15 protein-coding genes are annotated in these 18,380 nt (G+C 41.7%); 6 read left to right on the forward strand and 9 right to left on the reverse strand.

Features of this window, described 5'->3' with window-relative positions; all coding sequences use genetic code 11:
- The first annotated feature begins 202 nt into the window (after window positions 1-202).
- Window positions 203-1,033: a transporter substrate-binding domain-containing protein gene (locus L1271_RS07785; RefSeq protein ID WP_235367500.1), complete on the forward strand. Its 831-nt coding sequence runs from the start codon at window positions 203-205 to the stop codon at window positions 1,031-1,033.
- Between the two features lie 94 nt (window positions 1,034-1,127).
- On the opposite strand, the gene L1271_RS07790 is transcribed toward L1271_RS07785, so the two are convergent.
- The 4 genes from L1271_RS07790 to L1271_RS07805 form a co-directional block, all read right to left on the reverse strand.
- Window positions 1,128-1,700, reverse strand: a complete 573-nt coding sequence (locus tag L1271_RS07790; protein ID WP_235367501.1) for a YceI family protein — start codon at window positions 1,698-1,700, stop codon at window positions 1,128-1,130.
- A 3-nt stretch (window positions 1,701-1,703) separates the two neighbouring features.
- Entirely contained in the window at window positions 1,704-2,279 is a 576-nt protein-coding gene (locus tag L1271_RS07795; protein WP_235367502.1) for a cytochrome b, read from the reverse strand.
- A gap of 153 nt (window positions 2,280-2,432) precedes the next feature.
- On the reverse strand, window positions 2,433-3,815 hold the full coding sequence (gene ccoG, locus L1271_RS07800; RefSeq protein WP_010371615.1) for a cytochrome c oxidase accessory protein CcoG: 1,383 nt from the start codon (window positions 3,813-3,815) through the stop codon (window positions 2,433-2,435).
- Window positions 3,816-3,956: 141 nt separating this feature from the next.
- Window positions 3,957-5,384 (reverse strand): sigma-54 interaction domain-containing protein, encoded by a 1,428-nt coding sequence (locus tag L1271_RS07805; protein WP_235367503.1) that lies wholly within the window; start codon window positions 5,382-5,384, stop codon window positions 3,957-3,959.
- A 355-nt stretch (window positions 5,385-5,739) separates the two neighbouring features.
- On the opposite strand from L1271_RS07805, the gene rsmF reads away from it, so the two are divergent.
- Window positions 5,740-7,179, forward strand: coding sequence for a 16S rRNA (cytosine(1407)-C(5))-methyltransferase RsmF (gene rsmF, locus L1271_RS07810; protein ID WP_235367504.1), 1,440 nt, complete (start codon window positions 5,740-5,742; stop codon window positions 7,177-7,179).
- Window positions 7,180-7,440: 261 nt separating this feature from the next.
- Here rsmF and L1271_RS07815 read toward each other — a convergent pair whose 3' ends face one another.
- On the reverse strand, window positions 7,441-7,689 hold the full coding sequence (locus tag L1271_RS07815) for a YkgJ family cysteine cluster protein (RefSeq protein ID WP_235367505.1): 249 nt from the start codon (window positions 7,687-7,689) through the stop codon (window positions 7,441-7,443).
- Between the two features lie 236 nt (window positions 7,690-7,925).
- Here L1271_RS07815 and L1271_RS07820 point away from each other — a divergent pair, with 236 nt between their 5' ends.
- Together L1271_RS07820 and L1271_RS07825 are read left to right on the forward strand one after the other, a co-directional pair.
- Entirely contained in the window at window positions 7,926-9,101 is a 1,176-nt protein-coding gene (locus L1271_RS07820; RefSeq protein WP_010604595.1) for an efflux RND transporter periplasmic adaptor subunit, read from the forward strand.
- Window positions 9,102-9,106: 5 nt separating this feature from the next.
- Entirely contained in the window at window positions 9,107-12,277 is a 3,171-nt protein-coding gene (locus L1271_RS07825; protein ID WP_102056686.1) for an efflux RND transporter permease subunit, read from the forward strand.
- Between the two features lie 58 nt (window positions 12,278-12,335).
- Here L1271_RS07825 and L1271_RS07830 read toward each other — a convergent pair whose 3' ends face one another.
- Window positions 12,336-13,550, reverse strand: a complete 1,215-nt coding sequence (locus tag L1271_RS07830) for a pyridoxal phosphate-dependent aminotransferase (RefSeq protein WP_102056685.1) — start codon at window positions 13,548-13,550, stop codon at window positions 12,336-12,338.
- 198 nt (window positions 13,551-13,748) lie between these two features.
- Window positions 13,749-14,093, reverse strand: a complete 345-nt coding sequence (locus tag L1271_RS07835; protein WP_102056684.1) for an Hpt domain-containing protein — start codon at window positions 14,091-14,093, stop codon at window positions 13,749-13,751.
- A gap of 119 nt (window positions 14,094-14,212) precedes the next feature.
- Between L1271_RS07835 and L1271_RS07840 the strand changes: the two genes are divergently transcribed.
- The gene (locus L1271_RS07840; RefSeq protein ID WP_102056683.1) at window positions 14,213-14,803 is read left to right on the forward strand and encodes a tRNA-uridine aminocarboxypropyltransferase; all 591 of its coding nucleotides are present in this window, start codon (window positions 14,213-14,215) and stop codon (window positions 14,801-14,803) included.
- 9 nt (window positions 14,804-14,812) lie between these two features.
- Window positions 14,813-15,601 carry a CLCA_X family protein gene (locus L1271_RS07845; protein ID WP_102056682.1) on the forward strand — a complete coding sequence of 263 codons (789 nt, stop codon included), beginning with the start codon at window positions 14,813-14,815 and terminating at the stop codon, window positions 15,599-15,601.
- Here L1271_RS07845 and L1271_RS07850 read toward each other — a convergent pair.
- On the reverse strand, window positions 15,561-17,576 hold the full coding sequence (locus tag L1271_RS07850; protein ID WP_235367506.1) for a bifunctional diguanylate cyclase/phosphodiesterase: 2,016 nt from the start codon (window positions 17,574-17,576) through the stop codon (window positions 15,561-15,563). The genes L1271_RS07845 and L1271_RS07850 overlap by 41 nt on opposite strands.
- A gap of 68 nt (window positions 17,577-17,644) precedes the next feature.
- A complete protein-coding gene (locus L1271_RS07855; protein WP_235367507.1) occupies window positions 17,645-18,025 on the reverse strand; it encodes a hypothetical protein in 381 nt (126 codons plus the stop codon).
- Window positions 18,026-18,380: the final 355 nt, after the last annotated feature.

Below are 18,380 nucleotides of genomic sequence, written 5' to 3' on the forward strand. Positions count from 1 at the left end.
TAACGCACTGCAATCAAACTCTATATTCAATCGCTTAACTGAGCTTTGCTAGCATGCTTTTACCCAAAACTAAAACTTCTTTTAAAGCTAGCATACCGCCAACCTCTGTAAACATTAAATACAAATTAAATAAACATTAATTTAATCATCAACATCGCAAACAATGCTAAGCTTATTGTAAGTTCAGCAAGAGTGACCCAATTTGATCAAAATCATCTTACTCCTCTTCATTGCCTTTCAATCCAGTTTTGTATTTGCAAAACAAATAACTTGGATTGCGATAGATTTCGCGCCTTATTATATCCTTGCTGACGATTTGGAAGGGCAAGGACGAGACGAGTTATTGATAAAACTCATTCAACAACAGATGCCCGATTACACTTTTAATTATAAAGTATTCCCCGCATCTAGGGCCATACATGAGCTCTCTAATTTCAACAACCAATATTGTATGATCTCCCTCTATAAAACAGTCGAGCGGCAAAGACATATCGCTTTTAGTGAAGAGTATTCCACTATCGGATTATCAACCTCTGCCGCACTAAGGAAAGATGTTGCACAGTCACTTGGCATTACCAACAGCGCAATTGATTTGGAAAAACTCGTAACTGAGCATGGACTAACTGTAGGTGTCGCGGCAAATCGATCGTTTGGCCATGAAATTGATGCGTTATTGGCGGGTTTGCCTTCCAAGCAAGTGCTCATAAGACCAGGAAGAGATACGTTAGAGAGTTTGACTATCATGCTACTTAAAAAAAGAGTCGATGTGATACTTGGATACCCAAGCGAACACCACTACCACAAATTGCATGTTGATAAGCAAGATGAATTGACACAAGTTAGATTGAGTATTGCCTCGCAGATAACAGCTGGATATGCGGGCTGTAATAACAATGCGATTGGTAAGGAACAGATAGCTGCAATTAGCGAAGCGTTAAAACAAGCCCATAAAAACGAACAGTTTAGACTGGCTATGTCTCGTTGGTTACCAGAGCAGTTTCAGCCACAGCTAGCTAGTATCTTTAAAAACTAACTTTCTAAAACTAATATTGCATTTGAAAAGTGGACTCCTCTTAGAATATAAAGCGCAGCACCACGTATTTAGAAACACGTGGTGCTAGCAGAGATTATTTACGAATACCTTCTAAGTGCAAACCAATGGTAACGTGTGTTGATGCAGGGCCTAGATCATAGTCGATGTCATAATCAGCAAGTTTTAACTGAGTTTCACCTTCAAAGCCAACTCGGTAGCCGCCCCATGGATCTTTACCTTCACCCACTTTTTTAATATCAAACTCGATATGCTTTGTTACCCCATTGAGTGTAAAGCTTCCTTTCACCTTCGCATTTGTATCATCGCTAAAAGTAATCGAGTTACTCTTAAAAGTCGCCTTTGGGTTTGCTTTTACGTTTAAAAAATCATTACCGCGCAAATGTTTATCACGCTCTGCATGATTCGAGTCAATAGAATCAGTATCGATCACTACATTGATTTTCGATGCATTTGGATTTTTTGCATCATAGCTGAAGTCGCCTTCAAAGCTATTAAATCGACCATGCAACCAGCTGTATCCTAAATGTTTAATTTTAAAGTTTACAAAGGCATGTGCACCTTTAGTATCAATTACATAATCCGCAGCATTTACTCCGGCCGATAAGGTCATAGCTGCCATGCTTAATGCAATGATTGTTTTTTTCATGTTTTAATCCTCAACTTTTGTAGCGTTTGGTACCTTGAGCATTCGAACTAAGGTACGATCTTTATTAATAAAGTGGTGTTTTAGCGCTCCCACAATGTGCAGCGTCACTAATCCAATGAGCCCCCAAGCAATATATAAATGCACAGTGCCTGCAATATCACTTTGTTCATCAAACAGCTCCCCAATACCTGGAACAGAAAACCAGTTGAACACCTCTATTGCTCTACCATCTGAGGTAGAAATTAAGTAACCTGTGACAAACAGCCCAAACAAACCTAAATACAAAACGACGTGAACGACATGTGCTATTATGTTTTGCAATTTGTCCATGGGAGTGGCTTCGCTTTCGGGTTTCACGCTAGGGTTGGCAACCTTCCAAATCAGTCTAAGTACTATCAAAGCTGCTAGCAGTATTCCTATGCTTTTGTGAATATGTAAGCCATCACGGTAGAAAGGATCGTAATAACTGAGTTCAACCATGTACAACCCGAGACCAAACATGCCAAATACCGCAAGCGCGCTAACCCAGTGAAAGATGATGGCTAACAAACCATAGTGTTGTGATGTATTTTTAAACATAATATTCAGCTAATAAAACTCATTCTCAATAAGAGTAAGCTTATACGCTAAAAGTTCAGAGAGAAAGCCATAAATTTAGCGTCAAATTGTGCATATATGCACACAAAAAAGGCGCTTCATAATACAAGCGCCTTGAGTCGGGGGGAGTGTAAACTAATTTTTATAGAAGTAGCTGTCCTTCGTTATGCTAATATTGGCATCTTGTTGCGACTCTATAGTGAATTGGATTGGAGTGCGCTTACCTTTAAGCTCATAGCCATCAGCGGTCACTGTTACTGGGATTAACGCCATGTCGCCGCCAGCGATATGCGTTGTGATTGGAGCTGTAAGTTTCGCATCTGGCAGTCCCTTTAAGCTCACGGTGTAAGTTAAATCGTGCTGTGTTTTGTTTATTACACTTAAGGTGTATGGGTTCTCGACTAACCCCTCATAATTAACACGATAAAGCGCATTACGGTCGCGAATGACAGAAGCTTCTATTGGTGTTCGATTGAATGCCCAAATCACCATAGTGACTACTATCAATACGGTAATAGCACCATAGCCTACTATTTTTAACCTAAACGGATTGGATTTTTTACCCGCTTGCTGATGCTCACTTTGATACTTAATCAAATCTGGCTGATAGCCGAATTTATTCATCGTTTCGTTGCACGCATCAATACATAAACCACAGTTAATGCATTCGTATTGCAAGCCATTACGAATATCAATACCAGCGGGGCACACTTCAACACATAAATTACAGTCTACACAGTCGCCGAGCCCCAGCTGTTTTGGGTCTTCTTTGCGTTTACGACGACCCCTATTTTCACCACGTTCGCTATCATAAGTGACGACTAACGTATCTTTGTCAAACATCACCGATTGGAAACGAGAATATGGACATGCCACAGTACACATTTTCTCTCGTAGAAAGCCCGCGTTTCCATAGGTACAAAGTGCGAACAAAAATACCCAGAAGGAAGTAAGGCCAGTCCACTCAAGCGTAAACATGTCTAGATACAGCTCTTTTGCAGGTATAAAATAGGCCATAAATGAAGTGGCAGTAAACACCGAAATTATCAACCAAATAGCGTGTTTGGCCGTTTTCTTCGCGACTTTTTTGCTATCCCAGTTTGATTTGTCCAACTTTATTCTTTGGTTGCGAGTCCCCTCCACTCGGTGCTCAACCCAAGTGAACATCAGCATCCAAATTGTTTGTGGGCAAGTATAACCACACCACACGCGACCCAGCCAAGTCGTGACAAAGAATAAAGCAAAGGCACCCACCATGAAAATCCAGGCTAGAATCATAAAGTCTTGAGGGAGAAAGGTGGCACCAAATATCCTAAATTGCTGCTTACCAAAATCAAGCAAGATGGCCTGCTGCTCGTTGTACGGGATCCAAGGAATGAGAACGAAAGTTAACATTAAAAACCAGCCAAGGTTTCTTCTTATTTTTTGGAAAAAACCTTTTTGCTCTCTGACGTAAATAGGCCCTTCTTGTTTATAGGGCTTAATGATCATGTCTTCTTCTTTGATATCAAACTTCATGTTATTTGCTACATTGGTAATACACAAGTTTGATATTGCAACTTTCAGACCAATCTGAAAGTTTATAACATTTTGATTTTTATTGTATTTATTTTTCTTATATTTTCAACATCGCGAAATATCACGAATAGGCGCGAAATATCACGAAAGCTTAGCAATTTTTAGTTTTTTCATTTTCGACCTTAGCGTACTTTCGGGTAGTCCTAACTTATCAGCCGCCCCGTTGCTGCCAGCGATCTTCCAGTTACTTATTTCTAGCACTCTTAATATGTGTTCAGCTTCCGCCTGCGCTAAAGTCAGTTCACCGTTTTCAGATTTATGCTGCTCAGTAGCGTTAAGTGCCTGAGATAAATCAATTAAACGACCTTTAGATAATATCGCTTCGCGCTCCAACACGTTTTGGAGTTCTCGAATATTGCCTGGCCAATCATAACGCTGTAACGCATGAATAGCCTTTTTAGAGATCCCGCGTAGTTGCTTGCCCAGCTTTTTGTTGAGCTGCACGATGAGATTGTTGGCCAATACGGGTATATCCTCTATACGCTCCCTTAGTGCAGGCACTCGAATAGGAAAAACGTTTAAACGATAATATAAATCCATTCTAAACTCCCCACCCTCGACCATTTTCCATAAATCTCTGTTGGTCGCTGCGACTATCCGTATATCTACTTGAATCGACTTACTTCCCCCTACACGCTCAAACTCTCGCTCTTGTAATACACGTAATAACTTGCTTTGCGCTTCTAGCGGTAACTCACCAATTTCATCTAAAAATATGGTCCCTTTATCCGCCAACTCAAAACGTCCTTTACGTCTTTCATTCGCTCCAGTGAATGATCCTTTTTCATGTCCAAACAATTCAGATTCAATCAAGGTTGGTGAAAAAGCAGCGCAATTTACTTTAACGAAAGGTTGCGATGAGCGCTCACTAAGACGATGCAGATTTCTAGCAACAAGCTCTTTACCCGTGCCGTTTTCTCCTAAAACCAATACCGTACTGTCAGTCTGACTAACCAGTTCTAGCTGCGCCAACATAGCCTGAAATATTGCGCTACTACCCACCAAACCCGAGTCTTGCCAATTTTCATTTAATGTTTCTAGCAGGTAGGCATTTTCATCTTTAAGTTGCTCAGTCAGTACTTGAACTTTATTCAGCGCCTCTCTTAGTGCATTTTCAGTTTTGTGCTGTTGCGACACATCGCGAAATATCGCGACTGCACCAATAATTTGCTGATCTTTAAAGATTGGGGTTGAGGTATATTCCACAGGAAAGCAACTTCCATCTTTACGCCAGAACACCTCATTGGTTACCTGTCGTGTTTTACCATCAAACATCGTTTTGTAGATGTTACATTCATCAGCAGGATAATCACTCCCATCTGCATGACTATGATGATGGTACTGATGTATTTTTTTCCCCAAAAGCTCATCACTTTGCCACCCAGTCATACGCTCTGCGGCCGGGTTTACAAAAACAGCGTTACCAGAAAGGTCAAAACCATAGATCCCCTCTCCAACCGCATTCAATAATAATTTAGGGTCCGCCAAAAAGTGTTTGATAATAGACATAGCAATCCTCGCGATATTTCGCGAGCATTATATAACTATAGTCTTTTACTGTCAGCCATGAGTTTTGCTTAATAACCTGAACCCGGGATAAGAAGTGAGTTAATCCACTAAAATATCCAAGTTCAAAAGTGTAATATCACTCTAGCCAGAAGTTATTTCTTAATACAAGGCAAATTTGTGCGTCAATAGCTGGCCTATTGCAAGCAAATTTAACGCAGTAGTAAGGAATAACAACTGCTAGAGAACAAGTTGTTATCCCGAGTTCAGGTTGAATAATCAGCATCGTCACAACAAATATGCATTTTTCACTCATGAAAGTGTAAAATGTGGTAAAGCTTTCAAATTGAGTAACTGCGTGGACAAATCAACTTATATTCCCAGCGCGTTTCTAGACGACATAAAAACCTACTTACCTGATCACCTTAGCATCGAAGACTTTATAGATAAGTGCCAGTCTCCTTTACGCCGAGCAGTCAGAGTCAACACCCTAAAAATGTCTATCACTGAATTCTTAGCCTACTGCGAAAAAAGTGATTGGCAGGCAGAACCGATCCCTTGGTGTGAGGAAGGGTTTTGGATATCAAGAAGTGAACAAGAAGAAGCTAATCTTGCTATAGGCAACACAGATATCCATTTAGGTGGCTGCATCTATGTCCAAGAAGCAAGTTCTATGTTGCCGCCAACAGCATTGAAGTCGACTATCTGCAGTGATGATATTAATTTGGATATGGCGTCAGCACCGGGTTCGAAAACTTCGCAACTCGCAGCTTACATGGATGGACGCGGCGTACTAATCGCTAATGAGCTATCTTCATCTCGACTCAAAGCGCTTGCGGCAAATATGAAACGTATGGGCATACGAAATGTTGCGTTATCTCATTTTGACGGCTGTATCTTTGGCGATTATATGCATGAATGTTTTGATAACATCTTGCTTGATGCACCATGCTCTGGAGAAGGCACTGTTAGAAAGGATCCAAATGCCCTTAAAAACTGGTCCATTGAGTCTAATGTTGAAATAGCACAAGTGCAGAAGCAACTGATAGACAGTGCATTTCAAGCCTTAAAGCCAGGTGGTACCTTAGTGTATTCAACTTGCACATTAACACCATTGGAAAATCAGCAAGTATGCCAACACCTCATTGATAATTACCCTCAAGCAGTAGCAGTCGAAAACCTATCAACTTTATTTGAGGGTGCTGAAAAAGCAACAACGTCCGAAGGATACTTGCATGTGTGGCCTCAGCTATATGATAGCGAAGGGTTTTTCATTGCTCGATTTAAGAAGTTACACTCTGTTGCCGTTAAAAATCCAAAGCGGAAAAAAGGCACTTTCCCTTTTGAAGCGCTGGACAAGAAAACCACTCAACTATTGTTATCTGTACTAAACAAACAGTTTGGTATTGCCCAACTTGACGGTAAGTTGATGCAGCGCGATAAAGAGGTATGGCTATTTCCTGACAACTTTGAAGCAATCCAAGATAAGATCAAATATTCTCGCATAGGGATTTTAATCGGTACTACCCATAAAAATGGGGTAAGACTAGAGCATGAGTTTGCCACTACTTTCGGCCACTTAGCGTCTAAAAACACTTTAGGGCTAACAAAAGAGCAAGCTAAAGATTACTTTAATGGCAAGGATATACGCCTAGATGAGGTGACAAAACTAACGGGAGAGGTGATCCTCACGCTATGTGGCAGTGCCATCGGGTTAGGGAAATGGCAAAAAAACAAAGTTAAAAACAGTTTGCCTCGGGATTTAATTAAAGACGGCCTGTTGATAACTTGGGTATAACCTGAATATACCCTTTTGATATTTTTAAGACCGATTATGAATATAAAGAACAACTCTTTGTTTTATATAAACTTAATAAATGATTCATTTATTTGTAAAAAGAATGAAAGGTTAACTAAACTTAACAGTACTTTCTACTTCTCCCTACAGTCTTAGAAGGTGTTTTTAGTTAGCGCACGGCTCAATCTTGAGCCTTTCCCTAGGCCCAGAACTTAGCAGGTAAGTTTCTGGGCGTTTTTTTATCAGTTAACCAGAGGCTAGTTAGGTCAACATTTCGAGTTCTGTGATGATCTGCATCGCTGCTTCATTACTGTCACCGCACACATCTTCCATGGCCTTAAATTGCAAACACACTTGTGGGCGCTCTGGCTGGTTAAACAGTTTACACAGATTATTTTCATCTAGTTGAATACACCGATCCCCCGCAGGTTTACCATTTGGCATACCGGGAATGGGTGTTGAAATACTTGGTGCTATACAACAAGCGCCACAACCAAGCCTACAATCCATTCTGTTTCTCGCAATTTTGACAATAAGTGGTGCATTTTATCGAAAAATCGACTACACGTAAAAGCATCAATCGCTTTTAAGAATGTAACGATAAATTTAGGTACGCAAAGCTTTGTTACATATTCAGTCTGGATTTAAACACCTCGACATAACTATTCGCGTATTCTTAAGCTTATCGATGATCTAGAGCCGTTAATCTGGGTCATCAAGAATCATTCAACAGGAAGGATTTTAACGTGGCTAGTAAAAAACAAATAATTCTACCAATTGCCGTTCTTGCGGTGGGAATTGCAGCGGCTGTTGCCATGTCTGCAATGAAACAACCTCCAGAAGAGAAGAAAGAAGAAATAGTACATCCTCTCGTACAGGTTCAACCTATTCATATTGACCAAATTAGGCTGAACGTATCGTCATACGGTATCGTGATGCCAAAATACAGTACTGAGCTTGTTGCTCAGGTCAGCGGTCAAGTCATTTCATTGTCTGACAAGTTTGTCAAAGGTGGCTTTGTCAAAGAAGGCGACGTGCTTGCTCGCATCGACCCGAATGACTATGAAGCGTCGCTGATTGAAGCCGAAGCGGCTTTAGCACAAGCCAGCTCAGCGCTAGAAATAGAGCAAGCTCAGGTGCAAGTAGCAAAAGCAGAATGGCAAAGGATTAAAGCAAACGCTAACGAAAAAATACCTTCCGAACTTTATTTAAGAAAACCTCAGCTCGCTGAAAAGTTAGCAAGCTTTAAAGCTGCGCAGGCAGCGGTGAAAAGAGCGAACCGAAATTTAGAGCGTACTTATATCAAAGCGCCTTACGATGCGATTATAGAATCTCGCACCGTAAGCCTTGGTAGTGTAGTCAATCCCGGTAATGGCTTTGGTAAACTCAATGCGACATCTGTTGCGGAAGTACGCCTCCCTGTTGCCGATAATGAATTGAAATACCTACCGCAACAAGGTGTTGGCACCGATGTCGTGATCACAGCAGAAGTCGCTGGTCAACCGATGAGTTGGAAAGGTGAAATAGTCCGCAGTGAAGGCGTTATCGATAACAAAAGTCGCATGACCTACCTTGTTGCTCAAGTCGAACAGCCTTATCACAACAACGTAAAACCACTACGTTTTGGCGCTTATATCAACGCTGATATTCAAGGTTTGTTAGTGCAAAATGCCACTATGCTTCCTCATCACTTAGTGAAAGAAGGTCGCGTTGCAACATTGGATGACGATAACAAGCTCAGTTACAAAAAGGTCAATATTATTAGAGAGTACAATGGCATGGTCGTCGTTGATAACGGCGTTGAGTCAGGCCAACAGATCATTACTTCAGCGCTGGACTATCCGTCTGAAGGGATGCAACTACGTACAGACGATACTCCTTCGCAAAGCGCAAACACCCAATTGGCGCTCAAAGAGGAGTAAGGTTTATGCATAGTCAAAGTACAGAAAAAGGCTTAATTGCTTGGTTTGCACGTAACCCAGTCGCAGCAAACTTATTGATGATATTTATTATTGTTGGCGGCTTGCTTACCGCGTTTTCGATCCGCAAGCAAATGTTTCCACAATACGATAGTAACTGGATAAGTGTTCAAGCTGTGTATCCGGGCGCGGCACCTCAAGAGGTCGAGGAAGGGATCACGATTAAGATCGAGGAATCCATGGAAGGTCTCGAAGGGATCAAACGCTTGATCACCTACTCTAATCGCGGTTACTCGCAAACTTGGATAGAAGTAGACGAGCAGTACAACACCAAAGAGGTACTCGACGAAGTCAAGATGCAAGTAGACTCCGTCTCAACTTTCCCATCAGGAATGGAACGCCCTATTGTACGTCACGACAAAGCAACCCAAGAAGTGATGTGGTTGTCACTCAATGGCGACTTGAGTCCCCATGATCTTAAAGAGCTTGGTAATCGCATTCATGAAGAAATGCTGTCGTTACCTGGCGTTAACCTTGTACGCTTTGATGGTGGCCTGAACTACGAAATCTCTATTGAGATAAGCCCTGATAAAATGCGCGAATACGGCCTAAGTTTTAGAGCAATTTCGGATGCAGTAAAGAGCTTCTCAGCGAACATGTCTGCTGGCCAAATTCGCTCCGAAAATGGCTATATTTCAATGCGAGTTGAAAACCAAGCCTATCGCGGTGACGAGTTTAGAAAACTCCCCTTACTAACACTACCAGACGGCGCACAGGTTAGCTTAGGCGATGTCGCCACCATTAACGATGGCTTTGAAGAAGGACTGCAATACTCTAAATACAATGGTAAGAACTCACTGGTGTATGAAGTTAGCGCGTCAAAAGACCAAGACATCACCAAAGTTGCAGATATCATTAAGAACTATCTTGAGGCAAAGAAAGGCTCACTGCCACAAGGCGTAGAACTTGAACCTTTTATTGACTTGACCTATTACCTCAATGGCCGCCTTAACATGATGCTAGAAAATATGGCGTTAGGTGGCGTATTAGTTATGCTAATGCTTGCTCTATTTTTACGTGTGCGTTTAGCATTTTGGGTAATGATGGGGTTGCCAGTTAGCTTCTTAGGTGCATTTTTAATGATGCCAATGGGTTATTTAGACGTAACGATTAACTTAGCCTCACTCTTTGCCTTTATTTTGGTGTTGGGGATTGTCGTTGATGACGCGATAGTCGTCGGTGAATCCGCCCATGCTGAAATAGAAAAACATGGTCATAGCCTCGATAATGTCGTCCGTGGTGTAAAACGTGTTGCTATCCCAGCCACTTTTGGTGTGCTTACTACTGTTGCTGCTTTCTTGCCGCAAACATTAGCAACTGGCCCAACTGCAGCATTTTCTAAAGCAATTGGTGGCGTAATAATTCTTTGCTTACTATTCTCTTTGGTTGAATCTAAGCTGGTTTTACCTGCGCATTTAGCAGCGATGAAAGAAAAACCAAGCAACCCTAAAAATCCGTTCCACCGCCTCAGAGAAAAAATGGATAGCGGCCTTCAATCTTTCATTGAAAACACGTACCGCCCATTCATTGTCCGCTGTATTCACTACCGCTATACCGTCATTGTTGGATTTTTAACCATTTTAATTGTTAGCGCCGGGATGTTTGCTGGTGGCTTAGTGAAGTTTGTTGCTAATCCAAAAATCCCACATGATTTTCCACGTATCTCGATTGATATGAACTTATCTTCGTCAGAAAACGCGACGCTTGAGTCAATTCAAAAAATTGAGCAAATGGTACTGAATGTCGACAAAGAAATTGAGGCTGAGTATGGCAAGAAAATGATCCGTGATTACATGGTGAATATGAACGGCCGCACAAGCGCAAATATTATGGTGATCTTGGTTGAACCAGATGCACGCCCAATCGATACCTTTGCACTCAGCGCCCGCTGGCGTGATACAATGCCTGCACTGCCTGGTGTTAAATCGCTAAACATTCAAGATAGCATTATGAATGGTGGCCGTGATGACGGAGACATTAGCTTTAGGTTAGAAGGTAAACACAAAGAAGAGCTTCGTGAAGTCGCACAGAAACTAAAAGACAAGCTAGCAACTATTGAAGGTGTTGGTGATATCAATGACTCTATGCAATCAGCAACCGATGAAGTGCAGCTTGAGCTTAAACCATTAGCGTACAGCCTTGGACTCACGTTGGCGGATGTTGCATCCCAAGTGAACTTCAGTTATTACGGCCTTGAAGCACAGCGTATTTTACGTGATGGTGAAGAGATCAAAGTAATGATCCGTTATCCTAAAGAACACCGTGATGCCATTAGTGACATTCAGGACGTGCGTATCTTAACGCCTCAAGGTGCAGAAGTGCCGTTGGTAGAAGTGGCTGACGTGAAATTGGTAGACGGTGTTAACCGAATTCGCCGAGAAAACGCCAAACGCACTATTAATGTTTGGGCATCAGTTGATACAGAAATCGCACAACCTTTTGAGATAGCAAAGCAAGTTCGTGACGAATATCTTCCTAGTCTATTAAAGAATTATCCTAGCGTTCAAAGTGCAGTGGCAGGTCGCGTACAAGAAGAAATGGAGAGTGTCGCTGAGCAAATTCGTGACTTTGCCCTATCATTAATGATTATTTTCGCACTACTGGCAATTCCACTACGTTCTTATTCTCAGCCTGTCATCATCATGTCTGTGATCCCATTTGGTGTGGTCGGCGCGGTATTCGGTCATATGGTATTGGGAATGACAATGAGTAGCTTGTCTTTCTTTGGTATTATTGCCGTAGCTGGGGTTGTGGTGAACGACTCTTTGGTTATGGTTGATTTTGTCAATAAAGCACGCGAAGAAGGTATCGATTTAAAAGCCGCAGCCGTCGAGGCCGGATGTAAACGCTTTAGAGCAATCTTGCTCACTTCGTTGACCACCTTTATCGGACTTGTACCAATCATTATGGAAACGAGCCTACAAGCTAAAATTGTTATTCCAATGGCGGTTTCGCTTGCATTTGGTGTGTTGTTTGCCACGGTGATCACCCTAGTACTTATCCCTTGTCAATATGTGGCACTTGAAGATGTTAAACGCGTTGGCCGCAAATGGTTTAAAGGTAAAAGCTCGGCTGATAGCCAACAAACGACACCGGAGCTAAATTCTAATACTCCCTAAGTAACAAATTACTAGCCCACAAAAAAGCTCGGAGATTTCCGAGCTTTTTTACAAGGTATTACTGACTGTAATGCGCAAAAAAGCGCTTTACTCTATCCATTGCAGGCTGTAAATCATCTTTATGTGGTAAAAACACTAATCTAAAATGATCCGCACTGGGCCAGTTAAAAGCACGTCCGTGGACAAGTAGAATTTTTTCTTCTTTGAGCAAGTCCAGCACCATGCGCTCATCATTCTTAATATTAAACCGCTTCACGTCGACTTTTGGAAACGCATAAAGCGCGCCCTTTGGCTTTACACAGCTTATCCCTTCGATATCGTTTAAGCCTTTAAACGCAATATCACGCTGCTCATACAAACGCCCACCCGGTTCAATGAGTTGGTCGATGGACTGTATGCCTCCGAGCGCTTGTTGAATGGCAAACTGTGCAGGAACATTGGCGCATAATCGCATAGACGCGAGCATTTCTAAGCCTGTGATCAAGTCCCGCATCACTGAATGCTTACCACTGATCACCATCCAGCCCATGCGGATCCCGGCCGCACGATAGGTTTTTGCTAAGCCGTTGAAAGTGATAACTGGGATATCATCACAAAGACTCGCAAGTGAAAAATGCTCCGCATCATCATATAAAATCTTTTCGTAGATCTCATCACTCAGTATTAATAGCTTGTGTTCTCTGGCAACGTCAATTAATGCCTCAAGCAATGCTTTGTCATATACAGCACCGGTCGGATTATTTGGGTTGATCAGCACCAATGCCTTTGTACGACTCGTGATTTTACGCTTGATATCTTCGATATCTGGAAACCAGTCTTGCTCTTCATCACAAAGATAATGCACTGGGTTACCGCCTGATAATTTAACTGCGGCAGTCCATAACGGATAATCCGGTGCGGGGATCAACACTTCGTCACCGTCGTTGAGTAAGGCTTGTGCGGTCATTTGGATCAATTCACTGACGCCATTGCCAATGAAGATGTTATCGACACTAATATTGGGAAAGCTTTTTTGCTGATAATATTGATACACGGCAACTCGGGCAGAATACAATCCTTTTGAGTCGCAATAGCCCTGTGCAGAATATAAGTTTTTTATGATATCTCGGTGCATATCTTCTGGCATATCAAAGCCAAATGCCGCCGGATTACCAATATTTAATTTGAGGACTTTCATGCCCTCGTCTTCCATTTTTCTTGCTTGATCCAATACTGGACCACGAATATCGTAACTCACACCATTGAGCTTATTACTTTTTGTTATTTGTAGCATCTATAACCCCCTCATTTTGCTCAAGCATATATCACAATGCCGTCTAAATTCTATGCTTGTGATAACTTTTTATGCTTCAAAAAAGCAACTTATAAAATGAAGTGATTAGGGTGGAATAAATAAGCGCAATATTAGGTTTCAGAAAATAAAAAAGGCCGTATAAACGACCTCATTTCCGCTCTTTGGCTTATGCTGGATTTAAGACTGTGTACTCACCCACTGCTGCAGTTTCGCTTTTGAACCTGCAACTTGTGCTGCCAGCTTCTCAATAGAATCATCAACAATATCCTGCTCCCCTTGAATAAGGGCATGCTCTATCATCTTTGCTAAATCGCTCAAACTAGCGGCCCCAAACTGAGCAGCGTTAGATTTCAAACTGTGAGCATGACGAATGGCAGCTTCTTGATCCTGATTCAAATTCAGCATCAACTCCGATTCTAACCGCTCGAATTCAGAACAACAAAAATGAACCGTATCTTCGAATTGCTCGCCCAGCAACATTTGCATGTTTTCTAGGGCACCTTCATCTATTACGATGCTCATAATTTTCCTTAAATTTAATATTCTATTACTTATGCTAGCCAAATCTGGTTTCTTGTGCAAAGTAAATGCGGGCAAGATATGATAAAATATGACTTATATTAAGAAACACCTCATCAAACATGAAACGTAATACCTGTCCAGTCTGTCAGTTTCCCACAAAAACTTGCGTATGCTCCTATATTGGTAACGTGATACCAAATGCGACTCAAGTTATTATCATGCAGCACCCAAGCGAAGTAAAAGTCGCCAAGAATACCGCAAAGCTCCTCGCCTTGCAGTTAGACAGTTTTGCGCTGTATGTTGGAGAAAATACCACTGACTTTGAAGAGTTGATTAACTTCTGCAACGGAAACCATGTTGCACTACTCTACCCAAACAGCCACGCTAAGACCTTAACTACAGAACATAATCACGCTCAAAAGCTTGATGCCATCATCTTATTGGATGGTACTTGGAAGAAAGCCACTAAGCTTTATAAGCTCAACCCGTGGCTAAGCCAGTTGCCCAGTTTTCAGTTCGATTCGGTCAATGCAAGTGAATATACTATTCGTAAATCTAAACATGAATACAGTTTATCAACTCTTGAAGCGGCCGCTCAATTTCTCGAAATTGTAGATCAATGCGAAACTTCGGATCTCTATAAACTTCAAGCTGGTATGGTGAAAGAGCAGATGAAACGAATGCCTGATGATGTTAAAGCTCGATATTAAAGGAAGAAAATGCCAAGCTCGAGACTACAGCGCGGATACACTCGCCGAGGACCCGATTATCGATTCGGCGATCAAGTTGATTTCAGTGAAATTAAACAGACCTTTGGCTTTAAAACCATGACCATTGGTCATTGGGTTACGCCCGAAGAAACCCGTTTATCCGCCAATTTCATTTATGATGCCCTCGCAGATCTAGCCCAAATATTACAGGTACCACCAGAAGTCATTGGCCTTCGGGGAACACTTAATTTTGCTTTTGGTACAGGCGGGCAACAAGGTATTCAAGCGCATTACGCGGCAAATACGAGAACACTCGCGTTAGCAAAAAATGCCGGCGGTGGCGCACTTGCCCACGAATGGTGGCATGCATTTGATCACTATATTTGCCAGCATTTAATAACACAGCCAAAAAAGCCTTTTGCATCGTCAGCTTGGTTACTTTCTACTGAAACCGTATTACACCCTCTGAACAATGCTTTAGCAACGTTTTTTGCGCATACCTTTTTAGATGAACAACATCAACAACCAAATCGGTATTTTCATACCGCCAAGATTGCTGATAGCGCAAACAAACAAATATATTACGCCCTGCCCGAGGAGCTAACAGCTCGGATGTTCGAGGCCATTATTGCCTATCACAGCGATATATCAAATTCATTTTTGGCCGCGGGAATTAAAGGTTCAGAACAAGAAAAACTGGGGATTTACCCAAAGCATGAACATAGAAAACGATGCGCTGAGCCCATTTTTCACTACTTCAGCGAACTAGGAAAGATTTTATATCACCAGCATAGGTGACTTTACCAAGCCAACTCTTAAACTCCGTGAACGGCAACGGACGTGAAATAAAATAGCCCTGCGCAAAGTCGCAGCCATAGGCCTGCAAACGAATGTAGCTATTGATATCCTCAACCCCTTCTGCCACCACCCTTGATCCTAAACTGTGCGCCATATCACACGTCGCTTTACAAATTGTTTGGTTGCTCTTAGATGTCTCAATATCCATCACAAAACTTTTATCAATTTTAAGTTCATCAAATCCAAGTTTACTCAAATATGCAAGTGAGGAATATCCAGTACCAAAATCGTCTATCGCCACCTTTACGCCGATTGAACGATAATCATCTAACACCCCTTTAAGCTCTGCTTCTTTTCCTATCGTTACAGATTCCGTGATCTCTATCATTATTTGAGAAGGTGCGAGTGATAATTCATTGATAAGCGTAATAAGCTGTACCGACAACTCTCTTCTACTCAAGTCACGACCAGATACGTTGATTGAAATAACGTGCTCAGGCAATAACTTGGTTATCTCAGCTTGATAATGAAGCGCATGCTCAATCACCCATTCGGTGATCTCATAAATTTGCCCTGAAGACTCCGCAATCGGAATAAATTCGTCAGGTGGTATGTAACCAAGTTCAGGGTGAAGCCAGCGCAGTAGCACTTCCGAGCCAAATACCCTGCCAGTCCTGAGGTCTACCTGCGGCTGAAAGAATAAACTGAACTGTTCATGTTCTATCGCACTTTTAAGAAACGAGGTGAGCTTTAATTGTCGCTCAGTCGAAATAGAGCTTTCAACATCAAATAGATGCCAACGTTGACCATTGTGTGACTTAGTATTAAGAGCCTGCAGCGCGCGCTGGATAAGTTTCTCAGTGGATTTTGCATGCATTGGATAATTCGCAACCCCAACCTCTAAACTATCGACAATCTGCGTGTCTTTATAGCCAACCCCTTCTTCGAATACAGCTGATAAAATACATACATATTGCTCAACTTGACTGACCTCTATTTTACCATCAAGCACGATGGCAAACACTTGGTCTTCTAGACGGTAAATAGGTGTGTTTCCTTTATTTGCAACGGCAGCGCTACCATAAGTATTGATTTGCTCAGAGACCTCTTTGAATAACTTATTGATGTGCTGATTTGCAAAGGTTAAGCCAAAACTCAGTCTTATTGATGGCAGGATCAGTGGTTTAAAAAGCAACAATGTATGCGCTTTATTTTGCTCCTCAAGCTTAGCGAGCGAACCAAACAGGGCGAATTTATTGGGAAGTGCAGTCTCTTTATCAAACTCAGCATAATGAATATACATACGCCGCTTTTCCGCATCATGCCAAACCACAAACAGTAGTAAGAGCATTAAATGTAGGCTGATCAACACATGGTTTACGATTGATATTTGCTCACTTGGTTGTATTAATTGACTCCCAGCAAAACCAATTAATACCGCCACCATAGGAGACCAAATTGCGCAGCAAAAATAGACTTCTTTACGGCTGTCTTTATCTTGACTTACCAAAATCATCGTACTTAATACAATTGCACCAATAACCATAATTGACTGAAGTGCAAACGGTAAATCCACTTTCGCAAACGCCACAATGACACCGCTTAGTAAGTAGATATATGCGGTCGTCTTGATGGTTAGCTTTATCTTTCTATCAAGCCTATTTTTAGTAAGGAAATGATGAAAAAACAAAAGGCTGAAGCCGAGTGCAAAACACACAAAGCTGCCACTGTAATGTAAAAAATGAATGCTATTTTGGTAGCTGAAAAAGATATCAGCGAGTCCTTTATGGGTGACGTAAAGGCAGGCTAATGACAGCAAATAGCCACCAACCGAAAGCAGGCTTGCGCGTTTCGAAATAATACCGGTACTGAGCATGAAAATACTCAATAAAAACATCACCCCTAGAAACAACCCTGTTAAAAATAGATGAGCATTGGTATCTTCTATATAAACTTCATAAGGTTCAATACTCACTCTAGACAAGGAAACATAGGGTGATTGAACTTTAACAACGATCGGCTCAATATGGCTATTTGCATCAATTACCAAATGGGGGAAAAGTGGGATAACGATGTATGATTATTACTTGCGGGGATTTGAGTTAATTTTCCAATAGGGTCCGTGGTAAAAAACTCAACACTGCCCATGGATGGACGTGCAACTGTTAGCACTTGGTCTGACAGATCATCGCGAACGAGGTTTGTGATTCGAAGCCAAACCGCAACACCCTTTGGAATAATTACCGTTTCTTGCGATACATTAAACTGGGCCTCGGAAAAGTCACCATAGCCTACTGAAATTAAAGGTCTTGCTTCTATAGTTTCTGCGGCCAGCTGCGTTTCAGCAGTAGCCAACATCGCAAAGATGCAACACACAATTATCGTAAACATCAGTGTGGCATACCTAGCAGCGCTAAGCCACATACCCATTCTCCTTGAGTCACTTTGACGGTGATTTATCAGCCTATTCGTTATGCAAAGAACCAAGCGTTAACGTTCAAGAAAAACACCAACCTGAAAACATTGGCTATGAGCTTCTCTTTGCAAATCAGTAGGCAACGCCATTCGCGCACTAATACCTATTTCACTTTGTCTACTGCAGTCATTCGCATGACGCTTTCGCCGACAACATAAAAAACGCATTACAATAAGTATGGTTTGGATCAAAGCAAATGCAAAAATATTATTGAATTTAAATCGTTATGGTTATTTGATGGGGGATCAAAAATGTAAAGATGGCATGCCGTTATAGGGGGTTAAATATTTAATTATAAGATTG

It is taken from the genome of Pseudoalteromonas sp. OF5H-5 (genome assembly GCF_021530695.1).
GTDB lineage: Bacteria > Pseudomonadota > Gammaproteobacteria > Enterobacterales > Alteromonadaceae > Pseudoalteromonas.